12 protein-coding genes are annotated in these 11,913 nt (G+C 74.3%); 8 read left to right on the top strand and 4 right to left on the bottom strand.

What is annotated here, in order from left to right; all coding sequences use genetic code 11:
• Together J1M41_RS03650 and J1M41_RS03645 are read left to right on the top strand one after the other, a co-directional pair.
• Nucleotides 1-979, top strand: a 979-nt coding sequence (locus J1M41_RS03650) for an NADP-dependent oxidoreductase (protein ID WP_206451170.1), incomplete at its 5' end; no start/stop codon positions are given.
• A 26-nt stretch (nucleotides 980-1,005) separates the two neighbouring features.
• Nucleotides 1,006-1,812, top strand: a complete 807-nt coding sequence (locus J1M41_RS03645) for an alpha/beta fold hydrolase (RefSeq protein WP_060973487.1) — start codon at nucleotides 1,006-1,008, stop codon at nucleotides 1,810-1,812.
• 32 nt (nucleotides 1,813-1,844) lie between these two features.
• Here J1M41_RS03645 and J1M41_RS03640 read toward each other — a convergent pair whose 3' ends face one another.
• Entirely contained in the window at nucleotides 1,845-2,336 is a 492-nt protein-coding gene (locus J1M41_RS03640) for a MarR family winged helix-turn-helix transcriptional regulator (protein WP_206451169.1), read from the bottom strand.
• Between the two features lie 111 nt (nucleotides 2,337-2,447).
• On the opposite strand from J1M41_RS03640, the gene J1M41_RS03635 reads away from it, so the two are divergent.
• Nucleotides 2,448-2,867 (top strand): organic hydroperoxide resistance protein, encoded by a 420-nt coding sequence (locus J1M41_RS03635; RefSeq protein WP_017487949.1) that lies wholly within the window; start codon nucleotides 2,448-2,450, stop codon nucleotides 2,865-2,867.
• Nucleotides 2,867-3,292 carry a membrane protein gene (locus tag J1M41_RS03630; RefSeq protein ID WP_010080504.1) on the top strand — a complete coding sequence of 142 codons (426 nt, stop codon included), beginning with the start codon at nucleotides 2,867-2,869 and terminating at the stop codon, nucleotides 3,290-3,292. The genes J1M41_RS03635 and J1M41_RS03630 overlap by 1 nt, the downstream gene beginning before the upstream one ends.
• Before the next feature lie 139 nt (nucleotides 3,293-3,431).
• Here J1M41_RS03630 and J1M41_RS03625 read toward each other — a convergent pair whose 3' ends face one another.
• On the bottom strand, nucleotides 3,432-4,946 hold the full coding sequence (locus J1M41_RS03625; protein WP_049145895.1) for an acetyl-CoA hydrolase/transferase family protein: 1,515 nt from the start codon (nucleotides 4,944-4,946) through the stop codon (nucleotides 3,432-3,434).
• A 187-nt stretch (nucleotides 4,947-5,133) separates the two neighbouring features.
• Between J1M41_RS03625 and J1M41_RS03620 the strand changes: the two genes are divergently transcribed.
• The 3 genes from J1M41_RS03620 to J1M41_RS03610 all read left to right on the top strand — a co-directional run bounded on the left by J1M41_RS03620 (nucleotide 5,134) and on the right by J1M41_RS03610 (nucleotide 9,233).
• On the top strand, nucleotides 5,134-6,144 hold the full coding sequence (locus J1M41_RS03620) for an NADP-dependent oxidoreductase (RefSeq protein ID WP_044659979.1): 1,011 nt from the start codon (nucleotides 5,134-5,136) through the stop codon (nucleotides 6,142-6,144).
• A 70-nt stretch (nucleotides 6,145-6,214) separates the two neighbouring features.
• Nucleotides 6,215-7,570 (top strand): DUF4921 family protein, encoded by a 1,356-nt coding sequence (locus tag J1M41_RS03615; RefSeq protein ID WP_206451168.1) that lies wholly within the window; start codon nucleotides 6,215-6,217, stop codon nucleotides 7,568-7,570.
• Nucleotides 7,571-7,580: 10 nt separating this feature from the next.
• Entirely contained in the window at nucleotides 7,581-9,233 is a 1,653-nt protein-coding gene (locus J1M41_RS03610) for an AarF/ABC1/UbiB kinase family protein (protein ID WP_063190270.1), read from the top strand.
• A 28-nt stretch (nucleotides 9,234-9,261) separates the two neighbouring features.
• Here J1M41_RS03610 and J1M41_RS03605 read toward each other — a convergent pair whose 3' ends face one another.
• Nucleotides 9,262-10,392 (bottom strand): trans-acting enoyl reductase family protein, encoded by a 1,131-nt coding sequence (locus tag J1M41_RS03605; RefSeq protein WP_063190259.1) that lies wholly within the window; start codon nucleotides 10,390-10,392, stop codon nucleotides 9,262-9,264.
• A gap of 143 nt (nucleotides 10,393-10,535) precedes the next feature.
• Between J1M41_RS03605 and J1M41_RS03600 the strand changes: the two genes are divergently transcribed.
• The gene (locus J1M41_RS03600) at nucleotides 10,536-11,525 is read left to right on the top strand and encodes a cation diffusion facilitator family transporter (RefSeq protein WP_020626298.1); all 990 of its coding nucleotides are present in this window, start codon (nucleotides 10,536-10,538) and stop codon (nucleotides 11,523-11,525) included.
• 27 nt (nucleotides 11,526-11,552) lie between these two features.
• Here the strand turns inward: J1M41_RS03600 and arfB are convergent.
• Nucleotides 11,553-11,913: alternative ribosome rescue aminoacyl-tRNA hydrolase ArfB (arfB, locus tag J1M41_RS03595; protein ID WP_206451167.1), on the bottom strand; the 361-nt coding region annotated here is incomplete at its 5' end.

Raw genomic sequence — 11,913 nt, 5'->3', positions numbered from 1 at the left:
CCTCGCCTCCCGCCCCCACGGCGCCCCGACGCCGGAGAACTTCCGTCTCACGGAGGTCGAGCTCCCCGAGCTCGCCGAGGGCCAGGTCCTCGTGCGCAACACCGTGATGTCCGTGGACCCGTACATGCGCGGCCGCATGAACGACGTCGAGTCCTACGTGCCTCCGTTCCAGCTCGACGCCCCCCTCGACGGCGGCGCGGTGGGCACCGTGATCGCCTCGCGCCACGCGGACGTGCCGGAGGGCACGTCCGTGCTCCACGGCCGCGGCTGGCGCGAGCACGCCGTCCTCGACGGCGACGCCGTCCAGGCCGTGGACACCTCCCAGTTCTCGGACAGCACCTACCTGGGCGTGCTGGGCATGACGGGTCTGACCGCCTACACCGGCCTCGTGCACGTGGCCGAGATGCAGGAGGGCGACGCCGTCTTCATCTCGGGCGCCGCGGGGGCCGTCGGCTCGGTCGCCGGCCAGATCGCCCGCCTGCTGGGCGCCTCGCGCGTGGTCGGCTCGGCGGGCACGCCCGAGAAGGTGGCGCGGGTGAAGGAGCTGGGCTTCGACGCCGCGTTCGACTACCACGACGGCTCGCCCACCGATCTGCTGGCCGAGGCGGCGCCGGAGGGCATCGACGTCTACTTCGACAACGTGGGCGGCGACCACCTCGAGGCCGCCATCGCCGCGATGCGGGTCGACGGCCGCGTGGCGATGTGCGGCGCGATCGCCCAGTACAACTCGACGGAGCCGCCGGCCGCCCCGCGCAACCTCGCCCTGGCGATCGGCAAGTGCCTGACCCTGCGCGGCTTCGTCCTGCAGAAGTACGCAGCGCAGGTCCGCCCCGAGTTCCTGGAGCGCGTGGGCCCGTGGGTCGCCGCCGGGAAGATCCAGTGGGACGAGACCGTCCGGGAGGGTCTGGAGAACGCACCCCAGGCGTTCATCGACCTGCTCGAGGGTGCCAACACGGGGAAGATGCTCGTCCGGCTGTGACGGGCGACGGCGCACTCGGGGGCGGCATGGACACCTTCCGGCATCAGGGCCTGACCTTCGATGTCCGCGACGGCGGGCCGGCCGAGGGGGAGGTGGTCCTGCTGCTGCACGGCTTCCCGCAGGACGCCACGTCCTGGAGGCACGTCGAGCCGCTGCTGCACGCCGCGGGGCTGCGCACCCTCGCGCCGGACCAGCGCGGCTACTCCCCGGGGGCCGCGCCGCGGGCGACGGCGGCCTACCGCCTCCCGGCGCTCGTGGGGGACGCCGTCGCGCTGGCGGACGCGGCGGGGGCGCGGCGCGTCCACGTCGTGGGCCATGACTGGGGCGGCGCCGTCGCCTGGGCACTGGCCACCGCGCACCCCGAGCGCGTCGCGTCCCTGACCGTCCTGTCCACGCCGCACCCGGCCGCCCTGGCCCGCGCCCTGCGCGGCCCGGACCAGCTGCGCCGCAGCTGGTACATCGCCGCCTTCCAGGCACCGTCCCTCCCCGAACGGATCCTCGCGCGACGGCTGGGCTCCCTGCTGCAGCGGGGGCAGGTCCCCGGGGCGGAGCACTACGCCCGCCGGTTCTCCACCCCGCAGAGCCTGCGCGGTCCGGTGAACTGGTATCGGGCGAACCCGGATCTGGTGACCACCACGCGCAGCGCGCCCGTGTCGGTCCCCACCACGTACGTGTGGGGCACCCGGGACGCGGCCCTGGGGCCGCGGGCCGCCGAGCTCACGGCCGGGCAGGTGGCGGGGGAGTACCGGTTCGTGAAGCTCGACGCGGACCACTGGCTGCCCGAGCGCGAGGCGGACGCCGTCGCCCGGGCGATCCTGGACCGGGTGCGCTGACCGCGCTCCGCGCGCGGGCCGCTCCCGCCGTCTCAGCGCGGCCCGACGGCCTCGGTGATTCGGTTCAGCTGGTCCATGAGGACCTGGCGCTCGGCGACGTCGAGGGGGATCCGGGTGAGGGCGTCCACCGGGACCGTCCGGGCGGACGCCCGCAGCGCCCGCCCCTCGTCCGTCAGCCGCACCAGCACGCGCCGCTCGTCGCGGACGTCGCGCTCCCGCGTGACGAGCCCCATGCCGGCCAGGCGCCGCACCAGAGGCGTGATGGTGCCGTTGTCCATGCCGAGCCTGTCCCGCAGCGCGCCGACCCCCAGTGCCCCGGCGGTCTTCGGCGTCGACGCATCCGTCTCGGCCGAGGCGTCACCCTCCGCCTGCCACAGGGTGAGCATCACGAGGTACTGCGGGTAGGTGAGGCCGAGGCGGGACAGCAGGGGGCCGTAGCCGCGCGTGACGGCGCGCGCCGCCCGGTGCAGGGCGAAGCAGAGCTGGTCCTCGAGGGCGAGGCTGGCGGTCGGCGCGGCATCCATGGGAGCGATTCTAGTGGTCGCTGGGGAGCGACTTGGTTGCGCGCGACCTAACAGGGTGGCAGGCTGGAGCCGACTCGTCCCGCACGGGGCGGGCGGATGAAAGGACCTCCCATGGAGACCATCTACACCGCCGAGGCGCTCAGCACCGGCGCCGGCCGCGACGGCCATGTCCGCACCACCGACGGGCGGGTCGACCTCGACCTCGCCGTGCCCACCGAAATGGGCGGCTCCGGCCAGGGCACCAACCCCGAGCAGTTGTTCGCCGCCGGCTACGCCGCGTGCTTCCACTCGGCCCTGCAGATGGTCGCCCGTGCCTCCCGTGCCGACATCACCGACTCCTCCGTCGGCGCGCGCGTGGGCATCGGTCGCCAGGGTGAGGGCTTCGGCCTGGAGGTCACCCTCGAGGTCGTGCTGCCCCATGTCCCCGCGGACCAGGCCCGCGCCCTCATGGAGCAGGCGCACCAGGTGTGCCCCTATTCGAACGCCACCCGGGGCAACATCGACGTCGTCCTCGAGCTCGGGGAGGCGTGATGACGAAGCGTCGGCAGTCCGTCCCCCTCTCGCAGACCGCCGCCCGCCTCGGCCTCGGCGGGTTCATGACCGCCGCAGGGCTGTCCCACCTCACCGTGGCGCGCCGTGAGTTCCGCGCCCAGGTGCCCTCGTGGGTCCCGCTCCCGGCGGACCTCGTGGTGCTCGGATCCGGCGTGGCCGAGATCGGCCTCGGGGCCGCTCTGCTGGCGCTCCCCGGGCAGCGCCGCCTGACCGGCACCGCCCTGGCGGCCTTCTACACCGCGATCTACCCCGGGAACATCGGGCAGTACGCCGAGCGCAAGGACGGCTTCGGGCTGGACACGGACGGTCGCCGCCTGGCGCGGCTGTTCGGCCAGCCCGCCCTCATCGCGGCCGCCCTGTGGGCCGCGGGAATCCCCGAGCGGGAGCAGGGCGGGCGCGGCTGACGCCGTCGCCGGCCCCGCGGGCCTGTGCCGGCTCCGGGCACGTGCCCGGAGCCGGCGTGATCTCACCCCGCCGCGAGGCGCGGCCCACTGTAGGGTGTCCCGTCGCAGGTGTACCGCAGGTGCCCGGTCCGGCGGGCCGTCAGCCTTGACGCATCGTCCCGGTCTCGAGGAAGCGCTGGTGCCAGGACAGGGCCTCGCCCAACAGGTGCGGGGTGTGCAGGCCGTCCGACTCGCGCATCGCGCGGTCGAAGTAGTCCCGCAGCTGCTCCCTGTAGTCCGGGTGCGCGCACGTGTCGATGATCGTGCGGGCGCGCTGCTTGGGGGAGAGGCCGCGCAGGTCGGCCAGCCCCTGCTCGGTGACCACCACGTGCACGTCGTGCTCGGTGTGGTCCACGTGCGAGACCATCGGCACGATGCAGGAGATGTCCCCGCCCTTGGCCGTGGACGGGGTGAGGAAGAACGAGGTGAACGCGTTGCGGGCGAAGTCGCCGGAGCCGCCGAGGCCGTTCATCATCTTCGTGCCCATCAGGTGCGTGGAGTTCACGTTGCCGTACAGGTCGGCCTCGAGCATGCCGTTCATGGCGAGGATGCCGAGGCGGCGCACGAGCTCGGGGTGGTTGGAGATCTCCTGAGTGCGCAGGATCAGCTTGTCCCGATACTTCGCGGCGTTGTCGTTGAACCGTTCGGCGGCCTCGGTGGACAGGGAGAACGCGGTCGCGGACGCGGTCGCCAGCGTGCCGGAGTCCAGGGCGTCGAGCATGCCGTCCTGCACCACCTCGGTGAACGCGGACAGGCCCGTGAACCGGGACTTCACCAGCTCGGACATCACCGCGTTCGCGATGTTGCCCACGCCCGACTGCAGCGGCAGCAGCCGCTCGTCGTACCGGCCCTGGGCCACCTCGTGCTCGAAGAACTCCACGAGGTGCTGGGCGATCGCGATCGAGTCCGCGTCGGCGGGTTTGAAGGCAGAGTTCCGGTCCGGGGCGTGGGTCTCGACGACGGCCACCACCTTGGCCGGATCGCACCGCAGGTACGTCTCACCGATGCGGTCCGCGGGGTGGGTGAGCATGATCGGCGTGCGATGCGGTGGCAGCGCGGTGCCGTAGTAGACGTCATGCAGACCCTCGAGGTCCTCGCTCTGCCACGAGTTGACCTCGAGGATCACCTGATCCGCCAGGTCGATCCAGGACTTGTTGTTGCCCACGGAGGAGCTGGGGACGAGACGGCCGTCCTCGCGGATCCCGGACACCTCGATCACCGCGGTGGTCATGGGCCCGTAGAAGCCGTTCCACACGGTCTGCGCCAGGTGGGACAGGTGCGTGTCGATGTACTCGATCGCGCCCGCGTTGATCTTGGCGCGCATCGTCGGGTCCGACTGGAACGGGGTGCGCAGCGCGACGGCGTCCGCCTCGGCCAGCGCACCGTCCATCTCCGCGGAGGTGGACGCCCCCGTGTGGAGGTTGATGCGGAACTCCTCGCCGCGCGCGTGCAGCTCCTTGGCCCGCTCGGCCAGCGCCATCGGCACGGCCTTCGGGTAGCCGGACCCCGTGAACCCGCTCATGCCCACGGTGGTGCCGTGCTGGATGAACGCCGCCGCCTCCGCGGCGGACATCACCTTCGACCGGAGGCCGGGGTGGTGGATGCGGGACGACATGGGTGAGGCCTCCGTGCGGGTGAGACGAGTCGAGCGAGAGCGCTGTGACGTGGAACAGCGATCAGCGTACCCGCGTCACGGGTGGCCGTGGGGATGATCACGCCGGAGGTCGCCGAGCCCGACCTGCGTGATCGACGACGGCGAACAGGGCTCGGCACTCCGGGTCGGCGCGCCTAGGCTCGGCGGCATGCGAGCACTCGTCCTCCAGTCCTACGGCGGCCGTGAGGCCATGGCCCTCACCGACGTCCCCGCCCCCACGGCCGGCGCCGGCGAGGTGCTGATCCGCACCCGCGCGGTCGGCCTCAACCCCGTCGACGCGATGCATCGCGAAGGCGACTTCAAGGCCATCGCCCCCGACGACTTCCCCACGGTCGCCGGCAATGAGCTCAGCGGCATCGTCGAGGCCGTGGGCGCCGGGGTGACCGCGTTCGCCCCGGGTGACGCGGTCATCACCCGCGTGGACCCCTCCGGCCACGGGGCGTTCGCCGAGCTGGCCGCGGTGCGCGCGGACTGGGTGGCCGCCGCGCCCGCCCGCATGCCCCTGACGGACGCGGCCGGCCTGCCGCTCGCCGGCCTGACCGCCCAGCAGGCACTCGGCCCGGAGCACCTGGACCTGCAGCCCGGGGAGCGGCTGCTGATCACCGGGGCCGCCGGCGGCGTCGGGCTGATCGCCACGCGCCTGGCACACCTGCGCGGCGCGCACGTGACCGTGACCGCCTCCGCGGCGGGTGAGCCGTACGTCCGCGAGGCCGGCGCCGACGCGGTGATCGACTATCGCGCCCGCACCGTCGCGGAGGGGGGCGAGCGCTTCGACAAGGTGTTCGACCTCATCGGCGGTGACCAGATGGCCGAGCTGCTCGGCTCGATCGAGCCCGGCGGCCGGCTGGTGACCATCGCGGGCCCGCCGAGCCCCGGCAGCCTTCGTGAGACCGCGCGCCCGTCGCGTCGGCCGCTGGCCGCCGTCGTCTCCCGGGTGGCCAGTGCGAAGGTGCGCCGGGCCGCGAAGAAGGCCGGGGTGACCTACGAGTTCTTCCTCATGCATCCGGACGGGGCGGGCCTGGCCGAGCTCGTCCGGCTCGTGGACGCCGGCGAGCTGGCCGTGACCGTGGACAGCCGCTACCCCCTGGCCGACTGGGAGCAGGCGTTCGAGCGTCTCGAATCCCACCATGCCAAGGGCAAGGTGCTGCTCGAGTTCTGACCGGCGGGCGCGTCGGCGCCGGCCTGCCCGGGCCGGCACCGCCTCGTATCCTGGCCTCGTGTACCCGTCTGTGAGCGAGCCCCTCACCCGACTGCCGGACGGCACCGTCAAGCAGCGCAACCCCTTCACCGGCACCGAGGTCTGGACCGTGCCCGGCCGCGGCCACCGCCCGCTCGGCCTCGTCCGGCCCGCCCCGCAGCCGCTCGACCCCGCCCAGCAGGGCCGGCACTGTGCCTTCTGCGAGCACCGCCTGCTGGAGACGCCGCCGGAGAAGTCACGCATCGTCTCCACGAGGGCCGACGACGGCGCCCCGACCTGGCAGATCCTGCGGCACCCGGCCGCGGAGCGGCTCGGGGAGACGACCCCGGCCTTCCGCCGGGTCCCCAACCTCTTCGAGATCCTCAGCTACGACTACTGGCGTCTCAACCACGGCTACGAACTCCCCCCGGACGCGCGCCGCCGCCGTGACGAGTACCTGGCCACCGAGGCCGGCCGCGCCCACGTGCGCGCCGTCGTCGCCGCGAAGCTGCACGCCTCCGGCCGCTCCGCGGAGGAGGCGGCGGCGGTGTCCGAGGCGGAGCTGATCGCGGCGTCGGCCGCATTCTTCGGCGGCACGCACGACGTGGTGATCGCCCGGCGACACTTCGTCGACGGCGCCGTGGACGACCACCAGCTGGCCTCCTCGGGCACCCTCACCCCGGATGAGCACCACGCGTTCCTGGCCCTGACCGCCGACGCGATGCGGGACCTCTACGCGACCACGCCCGCCGTGCGGTACGTCTCCGTGTTCCAGAACTGGCTCAAGCCCGCCGGCGCCTCCTTCGACCACCTGCACAAGCAGCTCGTGGCCATCGACGAGGTCGGCGGGCAGAACGCCGCCGCCCTGGACCGGCTGCGCGAGGACCCGCAGGTGTTCAACCACGCCGCGCTGGACGTGGCCGTGGCGCACGACCTCGTGATCGCCGCCAACGAGCACGCCGTGATGTTCGCCGGCTTCGGTCACCGGTACCCGACGGTCGAGGTCTACTCCACGAGCCCGGTGGGGCAGCCGTGGCGGCAGTCCGCGGCCGAGCTGCGCGCCGTCTCCGACCTGCTGCACGCCGCCCACGCGGCCACCGGGCCAGACGTCCCCTCCAACGAGGAATGGCACACCCGCCCGCCCGGCGTCGCGTTCCCGATGCCCTGGCGCGTGATGCTCAAGTGGCGCGTCTCCACCCTCGCCGGCTTCGAGGGCGCCACCAAGATCAACGTCAACACGCTCAGCCCGTGGGACGTGCGGGACCGGGTGCTGGCGCGGCTGCGGGAGCTGCGGGCGGCGGGCGCGCTCGCGGACGGGATGCGGATCGGGGCCGACGCGCGGGTCCGGCCGGGCGCCCTGCGGTACGCCGACGGAGCGGCGAGACTCACCCCTCCGCGCGGTCGGTAGCGTGGGCGTCATGGCCCTCCACCTGCAGCGCTACCGCGAGATCGCCCACGTCATGGCCCGCAACGGCCTCAGGGCCACGGCCGTGCAGGCCGGGCTCTCCCGGTGGCTGCCCCTCGAGGAGGGGGAGCCGCACCTGGGCATCGACGCCGAGGCCCGCCCCGAGCTGTTCGTGCGCACGTTCGAGGAGCTGGGCGTCACCTTCGTGAAGCTCGGGCAGCTGATCTCGGCGCGCCCGGACCTGTTCCCCGAGGCCTACTGCGCGGCGTTCGCCCGCCTCACGGACAGCACGACGGCGGTGCCCTTCGAGGCCGTCGCCCGGACGGTCGAGGAGGACCTCGGCGCCGACGTCGACACCCTGTTCGCCTGGTTCGACCGGGCGCCCCTGGCCACCGCCTCCATCGGTCAGGCCCACCGTGCGCGCCTGCACGACGGGCGCGCCGTCGTCGTGAAGGTCCGCAAGCCCGGTGTGGTGGAGCAGGCCCAGGCGGACCTGGAGATCCTGCGGACGCTGGCGGCCACGTGGTCGCGGGCCTCACGGACCTTCGCCGACCTGGACGTGCCGGCCATGGTGGACGAGTTCGACCGCTCGCTGCGCGCCGAGCTCGACTACGTGGTGGAGGCGCGGGCCTGCGAGGAGATCGCCGCCGGCTTCCGGGACACCCCGGGCGTGCGGTTCCCGTGGATCGAGTGGGACCTGACCACCTCGCGCGTGCTGACCATGCAGGAGCTCTCCGGGCTGCGCGTGGACGACCTGGCCGGACTCGACGCCGCCGGCATCGACCGGGAGGAGCTGGCGTACCGGGCCGCCGACGTGCTGCTGGCCATGGTGTTCGAGCACGGCGTGTTCCATGCGGACCCGCACCCGGGCAACCTGTTCATCGAGCCGGACGGGACCGTCGGGTTCATCGACTTCGGCTCCGTCGGGCGGATCTCCCCGTCCCTCCGGCGCCGGTTCGCGGGCCTGGCCATGGCGCTGGCCCGGCAGGACACCGACGGGCTGGTGCGGGCCCTGCTGGACATCGCCCCGCCGCGCGGCCCGGTGGACCGCCGTCGGCTCCGGCTGGAGGTGGCCCGGATCGTCGGCCGCCTCGAGGGGCGCGAGCTCGAGGACATCCGCGTGGCGCAGCTGGTCTCGGAGATCTTCGCCCTGGTGCGGCGCCACCGGCTGTCCCTGCCGCCCGAGCTCGTGCAGCTGCTGCGGATGCTGATCATCGTGGACGGCATCGGCCGCCGCCTGCACCCCGGCTTCGACTACACCCGCGTGCTCGACCCCTTCGCCATGCGCCTCGTGGGGGAGCACCTCGACCCCCGGCGGGTGGCGGGCCGGATCGGCCGGGCCACGATCGCGGCGGCCGAGCTCGGCATCGACCTGCCGGAGTACGCCCGCAAGGTGATGGAACGCATCGACGACGGCGGGATCGACGTCACCGTCCGCGCGAGCGAGCTCGAGCCGCTCGTGACGCGCCTCGAGCGGACGGGCGACCGGGTGGTGGCCGCCATGGTGGTGGCCGCGATGATCACCGGCGGCACGAACGTGCTCGTGGCGTACAAGGACCGGCTCGGCCGCTTCGCCGGGCCGGTGGTGGCCGCCGGCGGCGCCGCCCTGACCGGCGGCAGCGCCTATCTGGCCTGGATCAGCCGCCCCCGGCGTCGCCCCCGCTGAGGGCCGTGGGCGGGGTCAGTCGTCGGGATCATGCCCGCACCAGACCGGCCGCGGTGCAGGCCGTCTCGAAGTCGTCGAGGCCGAACGCCTGGATCGGGCTGACGACGCCGGCCTCGCGGGCCCGGCCTGCGGCGAGCTGCCGGGCGCCCCAGGCCATGAGGTCCCCGGTCAACGTGTAGGCGTTGGGGCCGCGCAGGTGCACGTCCGCCACGATGCGGCCGGCCGCGTCGCGCGCGATCGCCCCGACCCGGGAGCCCGTGCGGGCCCGGTCTGCGGCGTCGGGGCCACCCGGGTCGCCGGCCAGGGGCCGCAGCAGGGCCTGCACGCCGCGGGCGACGCCGGGGAGCCACCCCACCGCGCCGAGGGCGGCGGCGCCGATCTGCGTGGGCCGCGCCGGGAACCAGCCGTTGAAGACCTCGACCTCGTCCAGGCCGGGCTGCATCCGCGGCAGGAACAGGGACTCCGTGCCGCCGAACAGCACGCCGCGGCGGTCCTGCCCGTCGACCCGGAAGACGGCCGACCGGCTGGCCGGGCCCGTGGTCGCCAGCCGCCCGCCGCGCCACGTGATCGTCCGCTCGGTGAGGGCGCCCACCATCGTCTGGCGCGTCCCGTGGCTGAGGTCGACGCGGGGGTCCAGCTCGCCGTCGGCGAAGTAGCCGATCTGCAGGGACCGTGCGCGTCCACCGGCCTCCGCCAGCGCGAGCCCGCCCGCGAGCATGCCCGGCGCGTAGTCGAAGCCGAGGGCGGGCAGCAGGGTGGCGCCCGTGCGTCGGGCGGTGGCGTCCAGGTCCGCCTTGAGGTCCTTCACGAAGCCGACCTCACCGGTCGAGTCCACGTAGTGCGCGCCCCGCTCCGCGGCGGCGCGGGCGACCGGTCGGCCGTAGCGTTCGAAGGGGCCGACCGTGGAGACCAGCACATCGCCCTCCGTGACCAGGGCCCTCAGCGAGGCGGGGTCCCCGGCGTCGGCGACGGCGACCTCCAGCCCGTCGTGCCGCCTCGCCGCGTGCTGGAGCGAGTCCCGGTTCCTGCCCGCCAGCACGGGCCGTGCGCCCTGGGCCACGAGGGCGTCCACGACGAGGGATCCGGCGTAGCCCGTCGCGCCGAGCACGATGATGCGGGGGGCGTCGGGGTGGTCGAGGTGCAGGGGAGAATCCGTCATGGCCCCACGCTAGGCCGCGCACGCGGAGACCTCACGGGCTCGGCGACGCCGATCCGCGTGGACCCCCTCTCGCGCTCCCGGACCGGCGGACCCGGACATGGCGAGCCTGGCCCGGCACCCGCCTGCAGGGGCAGACTCGGGGGATGACCCGTACCCCGCCCGCCGTCGCCCCGCCCGCCGCCGAGTCCGGCGGCGAGAGCCTGCTGACCGTCCTGATCGCCCTCGGCGTGAACACGGTGATCGCCGTCGTCAAGTCGATCGTGGGCGCGGTCACCGGCTCAGCCGCGATGGTGGCGGAGGCCGCGCACTCCTGGGCCGACGCCGGCAATGAGGTCTTCCTGCTGCTGGCGGAGCGTCGGGCCGGCCGAGCCCCCGACGCGCGGCACCCGCTGGGCTACGGGCGGGCGGCCTACGTGTGGTCGATGGTCGCGGCCTTCGGCCTGTTCGCGGTGGGCTCGGCGGTCTCGGTCTGGCACGGGATCACGGCCTGGTCCGCCCCCGAGGAGGAGGCGGAGTACACGATCGCGTACATCGTGCTCGCCGTCGCGTTCGTGCTCGAGGGCATCTCGTTCCTGAACGCGCACCGGCGCGTCCGCCGCGACGCGGAGCGGCGGCACATCAGCGATGCCACGTTCCTGCGCCAGACCTCGGACCCCACGCTGCGCGCCGTGTGGGTGGAGGACGCCTCGGCCCTGATCGGCCTGGCCATCGCGGCCGCCGCCCTCGCCCTGCACCAGCTCACCGGGGACCCCCGGTGGGACGCCGCCGGCTCGATCCTCGTGGGCGTGCTGCTCGGGGTCGTCGCGATCTTCCTGCTCTCGCGGAACATGGCGTTCCTCGTCGGCGAGGTCGCCGACCCGGTGATCCGGACCCGGGTGCTGCGCTGGCTGCTGGAGCGGCCCGAGGTGCTCTCCGTGAGCTACCTGCACCTCGAGTACGTCGGCCCGGAGAAGCTCTTCGTCGTCGGGGCCGTGGACCTGGCCGGGGACGAGCGGGAGAGCGAGGCCGCGGTCCTGCTCCAGCGCGTGGAGGACGCCCTCCTCGAACACCCGCGCGTGGCCGCCGTCGTGCTCTCCCTGTCCAACCCCGCCCACGCGCCCCTGGCCCCGGAATCGCAGAACACCCGCGTCTGAGCCCGCGCGGCCGGCGGGCGAGCGGCCTCAGTCGAGGCCGGGGCGGCGGCGCGTGCGCTTCACCTCGGAGCGACGGTGTTTGGCCTCCAGGCGGCGCCGCCGAGAGCCGCGCGTCGGCTTGGTAGCCCGCCGCGGCGTCGGCGGGGCCAGGGCCTCGCGCAGCAGCGCCGCGAGCCGCTCGCGGGCGGCCACCCGGTTGCGCCGCTGGGCCCGGTGCTCCGCCACGCTGACGGTGAGGACCGTCCCGGCCAGCCGGGGCGCCAGCCGCGCGAGGACGCGGGCGCGCTGGACGTCGTCGAGGGCGGAGGTGGCCGCCAGGTCCAGGCTGAGCTGGACCCGCGAGTCCGCCGTGTTCACGCCTTGACCGCCCGGGCCGGAGGCGTGGGAG

Source organism: Micrococcus sp. KRD096, from assembly GCF_017168495.1.
In the GTDB taxonomy this organism is placed as follows: domain Bacteria; phylum Actinomycetota; class Actinomycetes; order Actinomycetales; family Micrococcaceae; genus Micrococcus; species Micrococcus luteus.
This window is presented reverse-complemented; position numbering and strand designations above follow the sequence as displayed.

What these genes read in the sequence shown, in the direction of transcription:
- J1M41_RS03610 (WP_063190270.1), top strand. Translation starts at nt 7,581, where the DNA reads ATGGCCCTCCACCTGCAGCGCTACCGCGAGATCGCCCACGTCATGGCC.
- J1M41_RS03630 (WP_010080504.1), top strand. Translation starts at nt 2,867, where the DNA reads ATGACGAAGCGTCGGCAGTCCGTCCCCCTCTCGCAGACCGCCGCCCGC.
- J1M41_RS03640 (WP_206451169.1), bottom strand. Translation starts at nt 2,336, where the DNA reads ATGGATGCCGCGCCGACCGCCAGCCTCGCCCTCGAGGACCAGCTCTGC.
- J1M41_RS03635 (WP_017487949.1), top strand. Translation starts at nt 2,448, where the DNA reads ATGGAGACCATCTACACCGCCGAGGCGCTCAGCACCGGCGCCGGCCGC.
- J1M41_RS03600 (WP_020626298.1), top strand. Translation starts at nt 10,536, where the DNA reads ATGACCCGTACCCCGCCCGCCGTCGCCCCGCCCGCCGCCGAGTCCGGC.
- J1M41_RS03605 (WP_063190259.1), bottom strand. Translation starts at nt 10,392, where the DNA reads ATGACGGATTCTCCCCTGCACCTCGACCACCCCGACGCCCCCCGCATC.
- J1M41_RS03645 (WP_060973487.1), top strand. Translation starts at nt 1,006, where the DNA reads ATGGACACCTTCCGGCATCAGGGCCTGACCTTCGATGTCCGCGACGGC.
- J1M41_RS03625 (WP_049145895.1), bottom strand. Translation starts at nt 4,946, where the DNA reads ATGTCGTCCCGCATCCACCACCCCGGCCTCCGGTCGAAGGTGATGTCC.
- J1M41_RS03620 (WP_044659979.1), top strand. Translation starts at nt 5,134, where the DNA reads ATGCGAGCACTCGTCCTCCAGTCCTACGGCGGCCGTGAGGCCATGGCC.